The following is a 19,009-nucleotide window of genomic DNA, read 5'->3' as shown; positions in this document are numbered from 1 at the left end:
GGCCGCGCACTGGCCTGATCCGGACCTTCCCCTGCCTGCCGCTCCTCCCGGCGGCGACCGCCCGGTTGCCCTGACCCCGACGGCTTGGTTGCCCGGCCCTGCCTAGGATGGGAAGCATGACTCAGGAGCCCAACCATCTGCCCGACGACGAATTCCGCTGGCTCGAAGACATTTACGGCGAGAAACCGCTGGACTGGGTCCGGGACCAGAATGCCCGCACCGAAACCAAACTGGTAGACCAGAAGTTCCTGGAGCTGGAGCAGAACGTGCTCGAGGTACTGGACTCGGAAGACCGGATTCCTGCCGTCACCAAGCGCGGCAATTTCTACTACAACTTCTGGCGGGACAAGGCGAATCCCCGCGGCCTCTGGCGGCGCACCACCTGGGAGAGCTACGTGCAGGACTCACCCGAGTGGGATGTCCTGCTGGACGTGGACGCGCTGGCCGCGGCCGAGGGCACGGAGTGGGTCTTCGCCGGTTCGCAGTTCCTCCGCCCGCCGGACGGCACCAGCTACCGGCGCGCGCTGCTGCGGCTCTCTCCCGACGGCGGGGATGCGATCACGCTCCGGGAGTTCGACGTCGAAACCCGCAGCTTCGTGGACGGCGGCTTCAAGATTCCCGCCGCCAAAACCTACGCCAACTGGCTGGACGAAGACACCATCCTGCTCGGAACGGACTTCGGACCCGGCAGCATGACCACGTCCTCCTACCCGCGCACCAGCCGCATCCTGCGCCGGGGCCAGAAACCGGCGGACGCCGAACTGTATTTCGAGGTGCCCGCCGAGCACATGCTGGCGCAGGCCGTCCACGATTCCACTCCGGGTTTCGAGCGGGAGATCGCGGTGGACGTGATCGACTTCTTCAACTACCGCAACTACCTCAGGCGCGACGGCGGATGGCTGCCCATCGACGTGCCCACGGACGTGGAAGTCGGCTTCCACAAACAGTGGCTCACACTGCGTCCGCAGACCGATTGGCAGCCGGCCGGCACCAGCACCACCTACCCGGCGGGCTCGCTGCTGGCCGCCGGGCTCGAGGATTTCCTCGCCGGCAGCCGCGACCTCATCGCGCTCTTCACCCCGGACGCCGGCACCTCGCTGCAGTCCTGGAGCTGGACGCAGAACTTCCTGCTGCTGAACCTGCTGCAGGACGTCTCCTCGCAGGTGCTGGTTCTGGACCCGGCGAAGAACTGGGCGGCCGCGGAACTCGATGCCTGCCCGCCGCTGCATTCGGTGGACGCCTCGGCCGTGGACGATGAGGACAGCGACGACTACTGGCTGGTGGCCACGGGCTTCCTCACGCCGTCCACGCTCTCCCGCGGCACTGTGGCAGGTGGGCCGGCCACGGCGGTGAAGTCGTCGCCGTCGTTCTTCGATGCCTCCGGCCATATGGTGGAGCAGCATTTCGCCGTGTCCAAGGACGGCACCAAGATCCCGTATTTCCAGGTAGGGCCCAAAGACCTCACGTACGACGGCGGCAATCCCACGCTGCTCTCCGGTTACGGCGGGTTCGAGGTCAGCAGGACGCCCGCCTACAGCGGGACCGTCAGGCGGGCCTGGCTGCAGCAGCGCACGTCGGACGGGCGCGGCGGAGTATACGTGGTCGCCAACATCCGAGGCGGCGGCGAGTATGGCCCGGCCTGGCACCGCGCCGCTTTGCAGGCGAACAGGCACCGCGCGTACGAGGACTTCGCTGCCGTGGCGCAGGATCTGATGGACCGCGGCGTGACCCGGCGGGAGCGTCTGGGCTGCTCGGGCGGTTCCAACGGCGGGCTGCTGGTGGGGAACATGCTCACCCGGTACCCGCACCTGTTCGGGGCGGTCTCGTGCGGGGTGCCGCTGCTGGACATGGCCCGCTACACCAAGCTCTCCGCCGGGTACTCGTGGATTGCCGAGTACGGCGACCCGGAGGACCCGGCGCAGTGGGACTTCATCCGCGCGTTCTCGCCCTACCACCTGCTTGAGCCGCGAACCGAGTACCCGGACACGTTGATCTGGACGGCGACCTCCGATGACAGGGTCGGACCGGTGCAGGCGAGGAAAATGGCGGCCCGGATGCGGGCCATGGGCGTGCAGAATGTCTGGTTCCACGAAGCACTCGAAGGCGGCCATGCCGGCGCCAGCGACAATAAGCAGGCCGCCCGCCTGCAGACTCTGTCCAACACGTTCCTGTGGAACGCGCTCACCGGTTGAGGCCTGCAGATCGGCGGCGGAGACCACCTGTTGGCGCCCGTTTTGATCTGGCCCGGTTATCTGGGTAATCTTGATGGGCTGGCAACAGCATCTTGGAGACGTGCCAGAGCGGCCGAATGGACTTCACTGCTAATGAAGGGTCGGGGTTAAACTCGACCGGGGGTTCAAATCCCCCCGTCTCCGCGTTTGGCCCCTGCAGTTCCGCGAGGAACTGCAGGGGCCTTTTGCGTTTCCGGGCGGCGCTTCCACAGGTCCGTGGCCCCGCGCCCGCCCGGAGACCGGGGCGCGCGGGCGTTGGCCTTCTCAGTCCCTGGACATCAAGTCCCTGAACATCAGGCTTTCAGAGCCAAGGCGAAGGGCAGCACGGCTTCGGCTCCGGCACGGCGCAACGTGCGGCCGGCAACCGTAACGGTCCACCGGCTGTCCGCCAGATCGTCCACCAGGAGGACCGGCCCTGGATTGCCCGCGAACCATTCGGCCCCACCAGCCGGCACCTCGAACTGGTCCCAGACGTCGGCCAGCCGGTACGCGCTGTTGCCGCCAGGGCCGCCCTTCGGACCGCCGCCGGGCATGGACAGTGCGCCCAGGTAGGGCATCCGCCCAATGCTGGCCAGGCCCTCGGCCAGCGAACCGACCAGTTGCGGGCGGGTCCGGGACGGCACACTGACCACGGCGACGGGCCGCTGGGCCCAGCCCCATTCCGCGAGCACGCGGACGCAGGCCTGCAGGGTCAACTGGTCCAGCGGCTGGTCCGGCGCCTGTTCGGACAGCAGCTCGCGCAGTTTGCTACCCCAGCCCAGATCCGTCAGACGGGCCAGCGCACGACCGGGCAGGTTCGCCTCCCCCGGCCCGATCTTGCCTTTGACCTCCACACCCAGCCGGTTCATCCCGGTAGGCCACATGGCGCGCGGATCGAGCTCGACGCCCACCCGGTGCAGGGCGGCATCGGCGCTTTCCGTGGCGGACTCGGCCACCGAGTCCGCATACCAGCGGCCGGCGCAGTTATCGCAGCGGCCGCACGGTGCGGCCGCTGGATCGTCCAGCTCCCGGGAGAGGAATTCCATCCGGCAGCCGGTGGTGTTCTCGTAGTCCAGCATGGAGTTCTGCTCCACGACGCGCGCCTTGGCGATACGCTCGTAGCGCTCGCGGTCATAATCCCAGGGCTGGCCGGTGCCTTCCCAGCCGCCCGAGACCCGTTGCACGGCCCCGTCCACGGCCAGCACCTTGAGCAGCAGCTCCAGCGGGGAGCGTTTGAGGTTGACGCGGGTTTCCAGCGCCGCGGTGGAGAGAACCGTCCCCGGCTGCGCCAGTTCCCGCAGGACGGCCAGCGCGATGTCCTCGTTCGGCATGGACGCGGTGGCGAAGTACGCCCAGATGTCGCGGTCTTCGCGGCCCGGCAGCAGCAAGACATCTGCGTTCGGCGTTCCGCGGCCGGCGCGGCCCACCTGCTGGTAGTACGCCACCGGTGACGACGGCGCCCCGAGGTGCACTACGAACCCGAGGTCCGGCTTGTCGAACCCCATACCCAGGGCGCTGGTGGCGACCAATGCCTTGACCCGGTTGTCCTTCAGCGCCGTCTCGGCAGCCTCGCGGTCTGCCGGGTCCGTCCGGCCGGTGTACGCGAGCACTTCGTGGCCCGCCTCGCGCAGCAGCCGGGCAGTATCCTCGGCGTTGGAAACGGTCAGGGCGTAAATGATGCCACTGCCGGGCAGTTCGTGCAGATGCGTCAGCAGCCAGCCCAGCCGTGCCCTGGCATTGGGCAGGCGCAGCACGCCCAGCCGCAGCGATTCCCGCGCCAGCGGACCGCGGATGGTCAGCACCTGCCCATCGGCCGCAACGTCACCGGCAAGGGCCGCGGCCCCGAGCTGTTCTTCGATGTCGTGGACCACGCGGGAGTTGGCCGTCGCGGTGGTTGCCAGCACCGGCACGGTCGCGGGCAACTGCTCGATCAGGTCCCGGATGCGCCGGTAGTCGGGGCGGAAGTCATGCCCCCAGTCCGAGATGCAGTGCGCCTCATCAATCACCAGCAGGCCCGAACTGCGGATCAGCTCCGGCAGCTGTTCCTCCCGGAACCGTGGATTGTTCAGTCGCTCGGGGGAGACCAGCAGGACATCCACGCTGTTGCCTGCCAGTTTGGCGCGGATATCGTCCCATTCCAGCTGATTGGCCGAGTTGATGGCGGCGGCACGGACCCCGGCGCGCTCGGCCGCGGAGACCTGGTCCCGCATCAGCGCCAGCAGCGGAGAAACGATCAGGGTCGGGCCGGCACCCCGGGCACGCAGCAGCAGGCTGGCCACGAAGTAGACGGCGGATTTTCCCCAGCCCGTCCGCTGGACCACCAGCGCCCGCCGGCCGCCGGCAACCAGAGCTTCCACAGCCTCGAACTGCCCCGAATGGAACTGTGCCTCCGGATTTCCCACCAGCCGGCGGAGGATTTCGGTTGCTTCTTCCCGAAGGTCGGTTACCTGTCCGGTCATGCTCTGCAAATCAGCCATTACCCCAGTATTACAGCCGCGCCTGACAGCCCTGTCGGTTATCCACAGGGGTTCCTTATAAGCTAGGGCGGTGACGAGTCTCGATCTTAGTGTTTCTTTCCAGGAGTCCTTCAAGGCGTACGACGTGCGCGGCATCGTCGGCGAAACGATTACCGCGGCCACGGTCGAGGCCACCGGCGCCGCCTTTGTGGACGTCCTCGGGCTGGCCGGACAGACCGTCCTGGTCGGCGGCGACATGCGCCCGTCCTCCCCCGAGTTCGCGCAGGCCTTCGCCCGCGGCGCCGCGGCGCGCGGGTCGAACCCGAAGATGCTGGGCCTGATCTCCACGGACGAGCTCTACTTCGCCTGCGGCACCCTGTCCGCGGCCGGCGTCGTCTTCACCGCCTCGCACAACCCGGCCGAATACAACGGCATGAAAATGGCCCTGCCCGGCGCCGTCCCGGTCTCCTCCGACACCGGACTCTACGAGATCCGCGACACCGCCGCCCGCTACCTCACCGACGGCTTCCCCGCCTCCGACCCCGGCACGCTCAGCGAGCAGGACGTGCTGGCCGACTACGCCGGCTACCTGCGCTCCCTGGTGGACCTCTCCGGCTCCCGGCGGCTGAAGGTCGTGGTCGACGCCGGCAACGGCATGGCCGGACTGACCACCCCCGCGGTCCTGGGCGACGGCGTGCTGCCGGCCCTGCCGCTGGAGATCATCGAACTGTACTTCGAGCTCGACGGCACGTTCCCGAACCATCCGGCCAACCCGCTGGAACCGGAAAACCTGCGCGACCTGCAGGCCGCCGTCGTCGCCCACGGCGCGGACATCGGCCTGGCGTTCGACGGCGACGCGGACCGCTGCTTCGTGATCGACGAAACCGGCAACCCGGTCTCCCCTTCCGCGGTCACCGCACTGGTGGCCCGCCGCGAAATCGCCCGCGCCAAGGCCGCCGGCGAGGACACCCCGGTCATCATCCACAACCTGATCACCTCCCGCGCCGTGCCCGAACTCGTCGCCCATGACGGCGGGCGGGCCGTGCGCACCAGGGTGGGGCATTCCTTCATCAAGGCCGTCATGGCTGCCGAGGGCGCCGTGTTCGGCGGGGAGCACTCCGCGCACTATTACTTCCGCGACTTCTTCAACGCCGACACGGGCATGCTCGCCGCGATGCACGTCCTGGCCGCCCTCGGCGAACAGGAACAACCGCTCTCCGCCCTGGCGCACGAGTATGAGCCGTACGTCTCCTCCGGCGAGATCAACTCGAAGATCGAGGACAAGGATGCCGCCGTTGGCCGCGTCCGCGCCCGGTTCGCCGGCGAGGACGTGGACATTGACGAACTCGACGGCGTGACGTTCACCGCCCGCGACGGTTCGTGGTGGTTCAACCTCCGCCCGTCCAACACCGAACCTTTCCTGCGCCTGAACGCAGAAGCCATCGACACCGCAACACTGGATAAGGTCCGGGACACCGTCCTGGGACTGGTAAGGGAATAACCAATGAGCACAGAGGGCACTTCGTGGCGCGAAGGCATAGAACCTGAAGTCCTGAACGACATCGACACGCTCTTCGGCACCGGCCTGGGCATGGCGCAGGAGCAGCTGGAAGAACACGGCGCCTTCCTGCCGGTGGGCCTGGTCATGACCACCGACGGCGAGCTGCGGCTGATCGCCGTCCAGCCCGAGGACATCGAGGGCGACGAGGAATCCGACGAGGTGGACGCGGATGCCATGATCCAGGACATCTACACCGCACTGCAGCAGGAGAAGTCGCAGTTCCGCGCCATCGCGGTGATCAGCGACATTTACCTGCCCGACAATGACACGGACGCCATCCATGTCGCCACCGAGCATTCGTGGGGAGCGGCCATCGCGGCCATCCAGCCCTACAGCCACGACGACGACGGCGAGTGGACCTACCCCGATCCGTTCATCGATCCGCAGGACCGGATCGTCTGGCCGCCCGCCTAACACCGGACGGAGCGACCACCGGACGGAGCACCAACGCAGCGGCGTTAGAATGCCTGCATGCGGATCAATGCCTTCTCTGACGTGTGCCTGCGCGCCCTCATGCTGCTCAGCGCCTCGCCCGAAGGCGAACTGCTGACCACCCAGGCCATAGCCGACGGCGTCGGGACTCCCTACAACCACGTCAGCAAAGCGGTCCTGAAACTGCGCTCCCTCGGCCTCGTGGACGCTGTCCGCGGCCGCTCCGGAGGCGTGCGTTTGAGCGCCAAAGGGCGTACGACGACGGTGGGCTGGCTGCTGCGCGAACTGGACGAACGCGAAGACCTCGTCGACTGCGAAAGTGCCGCCGGCAACTGCCCGATGAGCAACAACTGCGGCCTGCGCGGGGCCCTGCGCCGCGCCCGCGAAGCCTTCTACCGCGAACTCGACGATCTGGTCGTCTCGAGCCTGCCGCATCAGGGCCAAATGGAGCCGGTATTTGTGATGTTGAACACACGCCGCCCGGCCTAGCCGCGAAAAATCAGGGAATTTTCTACACGCAGTAGAAATGTGGATTTAAACCAGCATTTGGGATGCTACTTTTGAGGCATCAACCACCTTCTGACCCAAGGAGTAACGATGCTCTCGGAGAAATCCCGCCCCATCATTGAAGCCACCCTCCCCCTCGTGGGCGAACGGTTGGGGAGCATTACACCGAACTTCTACAGCCGCATGTTCGCGGCGCATCCGGAACTCCTTGACGGGCTTTTCAGCCGCGCCAACCAGCGCAACGGGGAGCAGCAGAAGGCCTTGGCCGGTTCCATCGCCGCCTTCGCCTCAGCCCTGGTCGCCAACCCCGATCTGATCCCCGAGACCATGCTCAGCCGCATCGCCAACAAGCACACCTCGCTGGGCATCACCGAAGACCAGTACGACATCGTCTACAAGTACCTCTTCGAAGCCATCGCCGAAGAGCTGGCCGATGTGATCACCGCCGAGATCGCCGAAGCCTGGACCGAGGTCTACTGGCTGATGGCCAACGCCCTGATCAAGATCGAAAAAGGCCTCTACGCACAGCAGGCCAATGACAAGATGTGGACGCCGTGGAAGGTCGTGGAGAAGAACCCGGCCGGCACCGGCGCCATGACATTCGTCCTCGAGCCGGCGGATGACACCCCGGTCACCGTCGCCCGCCCTGGCCAGTTCGTCAGCGTCAAGGTCCAGCTGCCCGACGGCCTGCGCCAGGTCCGCCAGTACTCGCTCTCCGCTGACGTCCACTCCACCGAACGCCGGGTCTTCACCACCAAGCTCGATGACGGCGGCGAGGTCTCCCCCGTGCTCCACCGCACCGTCCAGGTCGGCGATGTCCTCGAGCTGTCCAATCCCTACGGCGACGTCACCCTGGACGAGGGCGACAACCCGGTAGTCTTCGCCACTGCAGGCATCGGCTGCACCCCGTCCGCATCCGCACTGCGCTCCCTGGCCCGGCAGGGTTCCAGCCGCGAAGTAATGGTCCTGCACGCGGAGAAGAACCTGGAAGCCTGGGCGTTGCGCGACCAGATGGTCAACGACATCGAAAAGCTCGACGGCGCCAACCTCAAGCTGTGGCTCGAAGAGCCGGCCGAAGGCGCCAGCACAGGCTTCATGACCCTGCAGGATGTGGAACTGCCGACCGACGCCTCCGTCTACGTCTGCGGCCCGCTGCCGTTCATGAAGTCCATCCGCAACCAGGCGATCGACGCCGGCATCCCCGCCACCAAGATCCACTACGAGGTCTTCGGCCCGGATCTCTGGCTCGCCTCGGCCAACTAAGGCCCCTCGAAAAAAACCAGCCACCATCCCAACAGTCGGCGGCCCGGAAACGTCCGGGCCGCCGTCGCTGTTAAGCGCACCCAGCGTCAGGCGCGCTCATCGCCGGCGGGCAGGACCAGACCGGCCGAACCATCCACGAGAACCTGCTGACCGTCCCGCAGCACATCCGTTCCGGTACCGGTTCCCATCACCGCGGGAATGCCGTACTCGCGCGCGACGATCGCGGCGTGCGAGCCAAGGCCGCCAGCGTCCACCACGACGGCGGCGGCGCGCTGGAACAAGGGCGTCCACGAGGGATTGGTGTACGGGCACACGAGAATCTCCCCGCTCACCAAGGTGCCAAAGTCCACCGGCGAGCGGATCACCCGGACCCGTCCGGCCGCCCGGCCTGCGCTGGCCGCTGTGCCGGAAACCAGGGCATACCCGTGCCGGCGACTGCCGGCGAAGAGGGCATCCGTCGGCAGCAGCGGAATACCTTCGAGCTCGCGGCGCTTTGCCTCGCGCGCCAGCACCACGCGGCGGTACCGCTCGCGTTCGGCGGCCGGCAGTACCGCGCCGCCACCGCTACCGCCTCCGCCCCCGCTTGTCATCGCTTGGAGTTCGTCGAAGCGCAGGTGGTGGACCTGGTCCGGTGACTCCAGCACGCCGGCCGCGGCCAGCCTCTGCCCGAGCTCCAGCAGCGCCCGGCGCAGCGGCGGCAGCAGCTTGGTGGCGTAGAAGTGGGTGTCTTCGCGGAACGCCATGCCGGCTTTCGCGCCCGCGACGGCGCCCAGGACCTGGCGCCGGAGCGGTCCGAACCGGAGGGCTGGATGCCGCTCCAGCTCCCGCAAGGCCTGTCCGGTCTGGTCGGCGCCCTGGTGCCGTTCGCCCAGCATCGCTTTGACCAGGCCGAGCACCACGTCGGGAGCGCCGGACCAGGTGGGTGCGCTGCTGAGCACAATGCTGACTGTCTCGCGGTGGCCGTACTCTGTCAGGAAAGCGTCGAAATCAGCGCGGAAGCCGGCGAACTCGGGCTCATTCAGCCGGACGAGCAGCTCCGCTGTGGCCAATTCATCAAACGCCGCGGAGAGAGCAGGATCGCGCTGGACGCCCTCCGCCAACTGCTCCAGAGCACGGTTGGCCTGGCTGGTGCGGGTTTCGGCGCCGGCGACCAGCCCAGAGGCCAGCCGGGGCTTGCCCAGCAGCAGCAATAACAAGCGCAGCTTCGCCTGCGGGACAAACGCCCCGGGCAGATAGGCCGCCCGCAGTTCGGTAATCCAGTGGATCGCGGCGAAGGCGTCCTCGGCCAACCGGATGACTTCGTGCCAGCGCAGCAGCTCCGGATCCCTGGCATTCAGCTGGTCCACCTCAGCCAGGAACGCGGTGAACCGGCCGTCCTCGGTCCACTTGTCCGGCTTGAACCGGCGGACGCGCAGGGCGATGGACAAGGGTGCGGCCAGGGTCCGGAGCGTTGGCCGCGGGATCGGCGGGACCAGCCGGACCACCACCCCGTCCTCTTCCGGCAGCAGCTGTTCAATGGTCGGGAACCGGACGCCGACGCTGCCCGCCATTCCCCGGAGCATGGCGCCGATTCCCTGATCCATCCAGCCCGAGGCATCCAATGGGTAGGGCCGCTGCGTGAACATTTCGAGGAAGAACGGCCCCATCAGCTTCTGGAACCGGTTCAGTTTCAGCGGCTGTGGCGGCAGTGCTGTCATCGGACGTGACTGCAGGACATAGATCCGGTCCCCGGCTACCGCCCACTCCATGTCCTGCGGCCGGCCGAACAGCTCCGCCGCCTGCCGCGCCAGCCGCGCCAGTTCCGTGAGCTGTGCCGGGCTAAGCGATGGCTGCAGGCCCTCGTTGGCCCGGACGCGACCGCGGCCCTCGCTGCCACCGGGGACATCGCTAGTCCCGCCGTTCTCGCTGGCGGCTCGGGTCTCGCCGGTTCCGCCGTCGTCGTACGCGTGAATCACTACTTCACGTCGGCCAGGGGCATAATCCCTCAGGCGCCCAGCGCTGTCGAGGACATAGTGGTCCGGAGTAACCAGGCCGGAGACCACGGCTTCCCCCAGCCCGCCGCTGGCATCCACGACAATCTCGTCCCGCGCACCGGTCACGGGGTTCGCGCCGAACATCACGCCGGCCATCTCTGCCGGAACCATCTCCTGAACGACGACGGCGATAGCCACCTCGTGCGGGTCGATCCCCTGCCGCTGGCGGTACGTGATCGCCCGGTCCGTCCAGAGCGAGGCCCAGCAATCCGCAACGGCCTGGATCACTGCATCCTCGCCGACAACATTGAGGTAGGTGTCCTGCTGGCCGGCGAAGGCTGCGCCCGGCAGGTCCTCGGCGGTGGCGCTCGACCGCACGGCTACTGGCTTCGAACCCAGCAGTGCATACGCATCCGCCACTGCCGCCCGGATCTTTGGCGGAACGCTCGTGGCCGCAAATTCCGCCCTAATACTGGCGCCGTGCGCGCCGGATTGCAGCAGTTCCGCCAGTTTCGCGCCCAGTGGTGTGGAGTCCAGCAGGGTGGCGTAGGCCCGGGTGGTAATGACGAAGCCGTCCGGCACGGGAAAGCCGGTGCGGATCAGCTCACCGAGGTTGGCACCCTTGCCGCCTGCCAAAGCGATATCCCCGGCGCCGAACCCTGCCAGCCGTCCCACCAATGCGCTTTCAGTCATACTGAGGATCCTCCGAGGTCGCGGACGGCCGGTCCTCTACAAGATACGCCGGAAGCCGATTGAAAGAAGCAGGCCCCGACTCAATTGTCGGGACCTGCTTCCGTACGGTCCGAGCGGCAGGGAACCTTAAGCGGCGAAGCGCTCCTGCAGCACCTTCAGCTGTGCGGACAGCTGCTCCGGCAGGGACTCCCCGAAGCGGGCGTACCATTCCTCGATGCCCTTGAGCTCTTCGGCCCATTCAGCAGGATCAACCTTGACGGCTTCCTCAACCTGTTCCGGCGTCATGTCTAGACCGGTGAGATCGAGGGAGTCCGGCGTCGGCACGAAGCCGATCGGCGTTTCCGTGGCCTTGGCCTTGCCTTCGATCCGTTCGATGGCCCACTTCAGCACTCGGGAGTTGTCCCCGAAGCCCGGCCACGCGAAGCCACCGTCGGCCGTGCGGCGGAACCAGTTGACCAAGAAGATCTTGGGCAGACGCTCCTGGTTGCCCTTGCCGGAAACGGTGATCCAGTGGCGCAGGTAGTCACCGGCGTCGTACCCAATGAAGGGCAGCATCGCCATCGGATCGCGGCGGACCACGCCCACGGCACCGGCTGCAGCGGCAGTGGTTTCCGAGGACAGCGTGGAGCCCATGAAGATGCCGTTGGTCCAGTCGCGGGCCTCGGTGACCAGCGGGATGGTGGTCTTGCGGCGTCCGCCGAAGAGGATGGCGTCGATGGCCACGCCCTGCGGGTCGTGGTACTCCGGTGCCAGCATGTCGACCTGGTCGATCGGCGTGCAGAACCGCGAGTTCGGGTGCGCGGCGGGACGGCCGGACTCCGGGGTCCATTCGTTGCCCTGCCAGTCGGTCAGGTGCTCGGGAACTTCATCCGTCATGCCCTCCCACCAGACACCGCCGTCGTCGGTCAGCGCCACGTTGGTGAAGATGGAGTTGCCCTTGGCAATGGCGCGCATGGCGTTGGGGTTGGTGCTCCACCCCGTACCCGGCGCAACACCGAACAGGCCGAACTCGGGGTTGACCGCCCGCAGCTCGCCTTCCTTGCCGAAGCGCATCCAGTTGATGTCGTCGCCGAGGGTCTCGGCCTTCCATCCCTCGATGGTCGGATCCAGCAGGGCCAGATTGGTCTTGCCACAGGCCGAGGGGAAGGCAGCGGCGATGTGGTACGCCTTGTTCTCCGGGCTGGTCAGCTTGAGGATCAGCATGTGCTCGGCAAGCCAGCCCTCGTCGCGGGCCATGACGGACGCGATGCGCAGGGAGTAGCACTTCTTGCCCAGCAGCGCGTTGCCGCCGTAGCCGGAACCGTAGGACCAGATGGAACGCTCCTCGGGGAAGTGGACAATCCACTTCTCCTCGTTGCACGGCCACGGAACGTCTTGCTCGCCCGGCTCCAGCGGAGCGCCTACGGAGTGCAGGGCCGGCACGAAGAAGGCATCCAGCTGTTCGATCTTGCGCAGCACATCCGAGCCGATGCGGGCCATGATGCGCATGGAAGCCACCACGTAAGCGCTGTCGGTAATTTCGACGCCGAACTTCGGATCTTCAGCGTCCAGGTGTCCCATGACGAACGGAATCACATACATGGTGCGGCCACGCATGCTGCCGGCGAAGCGCTCCCGCAGGATGCCCTTCATCTTGGCCGGATCCATCCAGTTGTTGGTGAAGCCGGAGTCGCGTTCGTTCTCGGAGCAGATAAACGTCCGCTCCTCGACGCGGGCCACGTCCTTGGGATCGGAGGAGCCGGCAAAGGAGTTCGGGAACAGCTCGGGGTTCAGCCGCTTGAGCGTGCCTGCCTCGACCAGTTCATCCGTCAGCTTCTTGTTCTCGGCTTCCGAACCGTCCACCCAATAGACTGAGTCGGGCTGCGTCAGCTCGGAAACTTCGGCAACCCAGGCCAGAAGCTTGGCGTGTGTAGTTGGTGCGTTCTTGAGTGTTTCGTCAAGAACCGGCTGACGCGCGTTATCGCCCATGACTCTTCCCTTTCTCGGGCCAGTGGTGTGTATTGATGCTATGGGCCATGGAGTAGACCGGACTGCAGCTTTGTAACGCGGAACACTGATGGGTAGTCCTGTCAACCGCGGAAAATCAGGGTTTTTCCTTTCGAGCATCACGGTTTAAGTGATAAAGGTCATATAGACCGGTCTAGTTCACATTAGTCATCGAGGGCCTCAATGGCAAGCCATCCGCATGATCCCGCGAGTTTTGAGGGGTGGCGATCCTCACCCCAGCGCCGATTTGGTGACCGGAGGGAAACACGCTAGAGTTATATCCGGCCGCGAGGCCAAAGCGCCCATAGCTCAGCTGGATAGAGCGTCTGTCTACGGAACAGAAGGCCGGGGGTTCGAATCCCTCTGGGCGCACCATTCGAGATGAGGCTCGGTCAATATTTGACCGGGCCTCATTTTTGTTTCCGGAACCATTTGTCTGCAGACGGTGCGCGATCAGACTGATCCCCTGCGTCAGTCGACTCTCTTACATCACTCGGCCGGCCGCTTGCGAAACTTTTGATGAGCCGCCTGCTTGCTCACACCCAGGACTGCGGCAATGGCCGCCCAACCGACGTCGGCGTTCCGAGCTTGCAGCACCCAGTAGTGCTCCTGCCGCTCCAATTGCTGTCGGGCCTTGCGAATAGCGCCGAGTTCCTGCAGCGGATCGCCACCTTCTGCTTGGCTGAGACCAGTTTCTGAGGCCATGCCGTCAGGGTACGTTGACGACTTGGTGGCGTCAATCATTCCTAGAACGGTGGTGGGGTGTAGAGGTCCGGTGGTGGTGGTTCGGTTGGCGGGCGTATGGACCAGCTGTTTTCGGGTGTGCTGGTCCATTCGTGGCCAGTGCGCGATTTCCAGACGGTGCTGCCGTCGGCATTCTGGGTGACTTTCCAGCCGCCGGCGTGTTTTGAAATGTGGTCGGGTTTGCAGGCGGCCTTAAGATTTTCCAGCACTGTTTTGCCGCCGTCTTCCCAGGCGATGGTGTGATCTACTTCGCAGAATCGGGCTTCCACGCGGCAGCCGGGTCCGCTGCAGTGCCCGTCACGTAAGCGGACGAGTCGTTTGAGCCATTCGGGCGGGTGTCTGAGGTCTTTCGCCGCGGCGATCGCTTTATCGTATTCATCCGTGAGCACCAGCAGCCAGGATTTCGCCAGTCCGGCGAGGTTCCGGGTCATTTCGGGCGGGATCGGCCCGTACCCGGCGAGTTCGCCGGGCTCCTCGCTCAACCTTGCCGCGGTTTCCAACGACAACGTGACCGCGACACTGGCCGTCACGCCGGCCCCGGCCCCGTTGCCCGTCCCCGCGCCGGTACAGGTTCCGTTACCGGTACCGGTAGCTGCGCCGGCGCCCGTGCAGGTGCCGGTGGTGTTGCCTGTGCCGTTACACGCGCCTGAGTTGTTGGGGACCAGGTCGGTGATGACGTCGGCGCGCAGCTGGGGCAGGGTCCGGGCCTCGTCGGGGCCTTGCAGCTTCTTCGCGAGGGCCTGGACCAGGTTGAACACCATCACCGCCTTGTCCGCGCTGCAGCGGAACCAGACTTCGGCCATCCCGTCATCCTGCGGCACGAGACCGACGTTGCGGGACTGGTTCGCTTTTTCGTGGCGGACGGTGAGGCTTTCCGGGTGCAGCCGTTCACGCGCCTTACGCGCACGGGCCCGCACACTCTCCACGGTGACCTTGCCGGCTTTAGGCAGGACCCCTGCCTCGAACGCAGGCAGCAGGTTCTCGGGCAGGTCGGCGGAGCCGCGGGCGATCGCGGTCGCCCGCGGCAGATCCACCTCCCCGGCGGCCATCGCCTCCACCGTGGCCGGCAAATGCCCGCACAGCTGCGCGGCCTCGGCGAGGTCCTTCTGCGCAGCCCCGCGGGGCTGGGCCAGGGCAGCGGCGATCTCCGTCGCGGCGCAGGAGGAGAACCCGTGCGCGTTGCCGGTCTCCGCGCCCTCGTCCGGGCGCAGCTCGGTGAACCGGTTCAACGCCTTCACCCGGCCGGACTGCAGCCACGCCACGGTTTTCGCGGACGCCTGCAGGTAATCAATGGTCCCGACATCATCCAGGGCCTCCGGATCAATCCGCCCAAGAACTGCAGTCAGCGCCTCCGGCGCCAGGTCCTCCCAGCCTTCCGGCAGGCCCGGCGCCTCCGGCAGCACCGCAGCCTTCGCCAGCACCTGGCCGGCCTCCTCTGCGGCTTCGTCGAAGGGCTCCGAGCGCCGGCCGCCGAAGGCCAGATTCTCCTCGGCCCACGCATCGAGGAGGAGTTTGTGCAGCATGATTTCCAGCAGCGAACTCCCCGCCAAACCGAGCGCCCGCAGGCCACGGTCCCGGTCCGGCGCCGGTATGAAATCAAACTGGAAATCTTCCATACACCCACCCTATGAACCAGCACCGACAGTTTGTGACCACGCACACACCATTGGATGGAGAAGGGCAGAAAACAGCAGAAAACTTTTCGGCACCGGTTCTTGCGACTGGCCGAAGGCATGCGATGGGCGAAGTACTTGCGGCGGGCCGTAAGCCCTGCAGCGCGCATTAGAGCAGGGCAAGCCAACGCCGTCGTTATTGGATACTGAGTGGGAGCATTAGTGAGCTTTTCCGAACTGCTCTGGCGTCTGTGCCTTATTCCTCAGCGGACGTCGGCGGTTCTGGGGCTTGCCGGCTCAGCGCTGCACGACGAACCGCGTCAGCTTGGCGTCGCGTCCATCAAGTTCGGCCCAGCTCTTCTCATGTTCGAAGACCGTCAGGCCCGATGTCGGGTAGTGCAAGGCCATGTCCATCACCGACTCCTCGTCCGATTCTACCGAGGCGAGCCGCATGGCCAGGTTCTGCACCGCGGGCATGTGGCTGATCACCAGCAAGCTCGTGATGGTGTCCGGGAGCTGGTTGATCTCGCTAAGTACCTGCGTGGCTGAGGCTTCGTAGATTCCGTCGGAGAGCATCGGGGTGGGCGCCTTGTCGCCGAGCTCGTTGCAGATCCAGGTGCAGGTCTGCCGGGTCCGAAGCGCGGACGAGCACAGAATGAAGTCAGGAATGTGGCCCTGCTCCACCATCCACCGGCCGATCAGCGGCGCCTCATTGTGCCCTCGCTGCGCCAGCGGCCGCTCGTGATCCTCCACGCCCAGCGGCCAGGCCGCCTTGGCATGGCGCAGGATCAGCAGCTTCTTGATGTGGTGCTCGCTCATCCTCCGAGTCTAGCGGCGGCGCCTAATCGATCCTTTGTGTCCCTTGTGCCCGGGCGGAGCAGCTGCAAGGCTCGGAGCATGGCGGATCAGACGATGAAGGTGGATGTAGTAGTTATTGGCGCTGGTGCCGTTGGCGAGAACGTTGCCGAACGTACCGCGCGCGGCGGCTTGGAGACCGTCCTGCTCGAAAAGGCGCTGGTGGGCGGTGAGTGCTCCTACTGGGCATGTATGCCTTCAAAGGCACTTTTGCGCTCTGGCACCGCGTTGAATGCCGCGCGGAGCATAGACGGCGCCAAGCAGGCAGTCACCGGGACGCTGGATGTCGACGCAGTGCTCAAGCGTAGGGACGGCTTCACCTCGCACTGGGATGACAAGTCGCAGGTGGAATGGGTGCACGGCGTGGGCATCGAACTGCTCCGCGGCGCCGCCCGGCTGACCGGTACCCGCACAGTGGAACTGGCCGCGGAGGACGGCACGGCCACCTCCATCGAGGCTGGTCACGCCGTCGTACTCGCCACCGGCTCGGTGCCCACGGTCCCGCCGATCGAGGGTTTGGACAGTGTGGACTTCTGGGGCACCCGGGAGGCCACCGCATCACAGGAGATTCCCCAAAACCTGCTGGTGCTCGGCGGCGGCGTGTCCGGGGCGGAACTGGCGCAGGCCTATGCACGGCTTGGAGCGGCCGTCACGCTGGTTGCCCGGGGCGACCTGTTGGCTAATTATCCGGAGCCGGCACGCCGCCTGGTGGAGGCCGGGCTGCGCGAGGAGGGCATCGACGTCCGGCTGCATACCACCACCCAGAAGGCCACGCAGAATGACTCAGGCATCCATCTGACGCTGGCGCCAACTAAGAACCACGGCGGCGCCGCGCCTTCGATTGTCAGTGGCGCCAAGCTGCTGGTTTCCACCGGGCGCCATCCGGCCCTGGCTGACCTGGGGCTTGAAACCGTCGGCGTGGTCCCCGAGAAACTCGAGACCGACTCCAGCGGCCAGGTGGCCGGTGTCGAGGGCGGCTGGCTTTACGCTGTCGGAGACGCCGCGGGCAAGGCGCTCCTGACCCACCAGGGGAAGTACGAGGCCCGTGCCACCGGAGAGGCGATCGCTGCAAGGGCCGCGGGCGACCTGGGCGGCGGCACTCCGGAACCGTGGAGCCGGTTCGCGGCCACCGCGGACGAGGCTGCGGTACCGTCCGTGGTCTTCACGGATCCGGAAGTGGCGATGGTCGGGCTGACACTTGAGCAGGCGCGGGAGGATGGCGCCAATGCCACGGCCGTAGAACTGCCGATCGCCGTCGCCGGCTCCGCGCTGCACGCCGACGGATATGACGGTTGGGCGCAGCTGGTGATCGACGAGGACCGCAAAGTCATTCTTGGCGCCACCTTCGCCGGGCCCGATGTCAGTGAGCTGCTGCACGCGGCGACCATCGCCGTCGTCGGCCAAGTTCCGGTGGATCGCCTCTGGCATGCGGTTCCGGCCTACCCCACCATCAGCGAAGTCTGGCTCCGGCTGTTGGAGGAATACGGACTCTAACCGGGCTCTAAACGGCGCAAGCGGTTGCCGGACTTAAAGCGGCGAGGGCGCCTCCTTGTGGAGACGCCCTCGGGCCATAAGCAGGAGTTAGATGGAGTACTCCGGAGCGGCCCAGACAACAACCTCGGGGTGCTCGTAGAACCGGTAACCCTGGCCGCGGACGGTGCGCACGGTGTTGGCCAGGCGCCCGAGCTTGGAACGCAGGCGGCGGATGTGCACGTCGATGGTGCGCTCGTTCGGCACCTCTTCGGCGTTCTTCCACAGACCGGAGAGCAGCTCGTCGCGGCCCACGGTCCGGGTGGCATTTTCCACCAGGTAGTTCAGCAGTTCGAATTCCTTGAAAGTCAGGTTCAGGGTTTCGCCATCCAGATGGACCTCGCGGCGGGACAGGTCGATCAGCACACCGCTGGGACGGCTCGACTGCTGCGCCGCGTGCACCGTCCGCGCCTGGACCTCGGTCCGGGGACGGCGACTGACGGTCGGATCCCCCAGTGCCTGGCGGACGACGTCGATATTCTCGCCCTGCGCTTCGGCAGGTGCCAGTGCGACCGCGGCGTGGCTTTGCGCTCCGGGAACCAGGGTCTGGACATAGGAGCGGATCTGGGAAGCAAGCTGTGTCAGAGACGTACCGGCTGCCGCGGCTGCGGACTCGTCCAGGCCTACATACAAAACAAACCCGCGAGCAACAGTGTCAGCTGACACTGCCTGCGGGCCTGGTTCCCCATTGGGGGTGATCACCGGGGTGGGAGCGGTGGTCGGGTTGGCGGCATCGCCGTCGAACTGCCCGGGAACAGCGCGGAGCACACGGTACTGCTGGCCGGGATTTGCCTGGGGCGCGCCGTACTGCGGGCGGTTGAAGCCCTGACGCTGCGCTGCGGCGGCCCGGTTTTGGGCGTTGCGGACGGAGATGTGGACGTATCCGGATGAAACTGACATGTTCTAAAACCTCATATGTGAATGGCCGTCATCGCGGCGCGAATGCATGGTATGCCCGCACGGGATGCTGTTTGCCCGCCATCGGACAGATGAATTGCCTGGATAACTCTTGGGTGGTGAGTTAGGCCTGCATTCGACAACAGCACGGGGTCCATCCGGAATGGGATCCGGGCAGGATTGCTGCGGCTGCAGATGCTGTTGAAATGTTGTTCACGTCTCTGATTTTGTCCGTAATAAACGGTACGTGCAAGTAACAAAAGCCGATTCGTCTCGCATCGTGAGATTT

At 66.1% G+C, this 19,009-nt stretch carries 13 protein-coding genes and 2 tRNA genes; 8 read left to right on the top strand and 7 right to left on the bottom strand.

Annotation, left to right across the window (positions count from 1 at the left end):
* Positions 1-116 precede the first annotated feature (116 nt).
* Both HGO92_RS06405 and HGO92_RS06400 read left to right on the top strand, forming a co-directional pair.
* Positions 117-2,192, top strand: coding sequence for a prolyl oligopeptidase family serine peptidase (locus tag HGO92_RS06405; RefSeq protein ID WP_169992941.1), 2,076 nt, complete (start codon positions 117-119; stop codon positions 2,190-2,192).
* 94 nt (positions 2,193-2,286) lie between these two features.
* A tRNA-Ser gene (locus HGO92_RS06400) sits at positions 2,287-2,375 on the top strand.
* A 149-nt stretch (positions 2,376-2,524) separates the two neighbouring features.
* Here the strand turns inward: HGO92_RS06400 and HGO92_RS06395 are convergent.
* Positions 2,525-4,687 carry a RecQ family ATP-dependent DNA helicase gene (locus tag HGO92_RS06395; RefSeq protein WP_169992939.1) on the bottom strand — a complete coding sequence of 721 codons (2,163 nt, stop codon included), beginning with the start codon at positions 4,685-4,687 and terminating at the stop codon, positions 2,525-2,527.
* 70 nt (positions 4,688-4,757) lie between these two features.
* Here HGO92_RS06395 and HGO92_RS06390 point away from each other — a divergent pair, with 70 nt between their 5' ends.
* From HGO92_RS06390 to HGO92_RS06375, 4 genes are all read left to right on the top strand, one after another.
* A complete protein-coding gene (locus tag HGO92_RS06390; protein WP_169992937.1) occupies positions 4,758-6,167 on the top strand; it encodes a phosphomannomutase/phosphoglucomutase in 1,410 nt (469 codons plus the stop codon).
* A gap of 3 nt (positions 6,168-6,170) precedes the next feature.
* Positions 6,171-6,641: a hypothetical protein gene (locus HGO92_RS06385; RefSeq protein ID WP_169992935.1), complete on the top strand. Its 471-nt coding sequence runs from the start codon at positions 6,171-6,173 to the stop codon at positions 6,639-6,641.
* Between the two features lie 57 nt (positions 6,642-6,698).
* Entirely contained in the window at positions 6,699-7,148 is a 450-nt protein-coding gene (locus HGO92_RS06380) for an RrF2 family transcriptional regulator (RefSeq protein WP_169992933.1), read from the top strand.
* Positions 7,149-7,256: 108 nt separating this feature from the next.
* Positions 7,257-8,429 carry a globin domain-containing protein gene (locus tag HGO92_RS06375; RefSeq protein ID WP_169992931.1) on the top strand — a complete coding sequence of 391 codons (1,173 nt, stop codon included), beginning with the start codon at positions 7,257-7,259 and terminating at the stop codon, positions 8,427-8,429.
* A gap of 86 nt (positions 8,430-8,515) precedes the next feature.
* On the opposite strand, the gene HGO92_RS06370 is transcribed toward HGO92_RS06375, so the two are convergent.
* Together HGO92_RS06370 and HGO92_RS06365 are read right to left on the bottom strand one after the other, a co-directional pair.
* Positions 8,516-11,095, bottom strand: coding sequence for a PEP/pyruvate-binding domain-containing protein (locus tag HGO92_RS06370; RefSeq protein WP_169992929.1), 2,580 nt, complete (start codon positions 11,093-11,095; stop codon positions 8,516-8,518).
* Positions 11,096-11,221: 126 nt separating this feature from the next.
* Positions 11,222-13,063 carry a phosphoenolpyruvate carboxykinase (GTP) gene (locus tag HGO92_RS06365; RefSeq protein WP_169992927.1) on the bottom strand — a complete coding sequence of 614 codons (1,842 nt, stop codon included), beginning with the start codon at positions 13,061-13,063 and terminating at the stop codon, positions 11,222-11,224.
* A 316-nt stretch (positions 13,064-13,379) separates the two neighbouring features.
* On the opposite strand from HGO92_RS06365, the gene HGO92_RS06360 reads away from it, so the two are divergent.
* A tRNA-Arg gene (locus tag HGO92_RS06360) sits at positions 13,380-13,456 on the top strand.
* A gap of 114 nt (positions 13,457-13,570) precedes the next feature.
* Here the strand turns inward: HGO92_RS06360 and HGO92_RS06355 are convergent.
* The 3 genes from HGO92_RS06355 to HGO92_RS06345 all read right to left on the bottom strand — a co-directional run bounded on the left by HGO92_RS06355 (position 13,571) and on the right by HGO92_RS06345 (position 16,257).
* Positions 13,571-13,825 carry an AsnC family protein gene (locus HGO92_RS06355; protein ID WP_169992925.1) on the bottom strand — a complete coding sequence of 85 codons (255 nt, stop codon included), beginning with the start codon at positions 13,823-13,825 and terminating at the stop codon, positions 13,571-13,573.
* Between the two features lie 2 nt (positions 13,826-13,827).
* Positions 13,828-15,441, bottom strand: a complete 1,614-nt coding sequence (locus HGO92_RS06350; RefSeq protein WP_169992923.1) for an HNH endonuclease signature motif containing protein — start codon at positions 15,439-15,441, stop codon at positions 13,828-13,830.
* 294 nt (positions 15,442-15,735) lie between these two features.
* Complete coding sequence (locus HGO92_RS06345) at positions 15,736-16,257, bottom strand: SixA phosphatase family protein (protein WP_169992921.1); 522 nt, start codon at positions 16,255-16,257, stop codon at positions 15,736-15,738.
* Between the two features lie 78 nt (positions 16,258-16,335).
* On the opposite strand from HGO92_RS06345, the gene HGO92_RS06340 reads away from it, so the two are divergent.
* Complete coding sequence (locus HGO92_RS06340; protein WP_169992919.1) at positions 16,336-17,787, top strand: dihydrolipoyl dehydrogenase family protein; 1,452 nt, start codon at positions 16,336-16,338, stop codon at positions 17,785-17,787.
* Positions 17,788-17,874: 87 nt separating this feature from the next.
* On the opposite strand, the gene HGO92_RS06335 is transcribed toward HGO92_RS06340, so the two are convergent.
* A complete protein-coding gene (locus HGO92_RS06335) occupies positions 17,875-18,723 on the bottom strand; it encodes a winged helix-turn-helix domain-containing protein (RefSeq protein ID WP_169992917.1) in 849 nt (282 codons plus the stop codon).
* Positions 18,724-19,009 lie beyond the last annotated feature (286 nt).

This window comes from Crystallibacter degradans, assembly GCF_012952295.1.
Taxonomy (GTDB): Bacteria; Actinomycetota; Actinomycetes; order Actinomycetales; family Micrococcaceae; genus Crystallibacter; species Crystallibacter degradans.
This window is presented reverse-complemented; position numbering and strand designations above follow the sequence as displayed.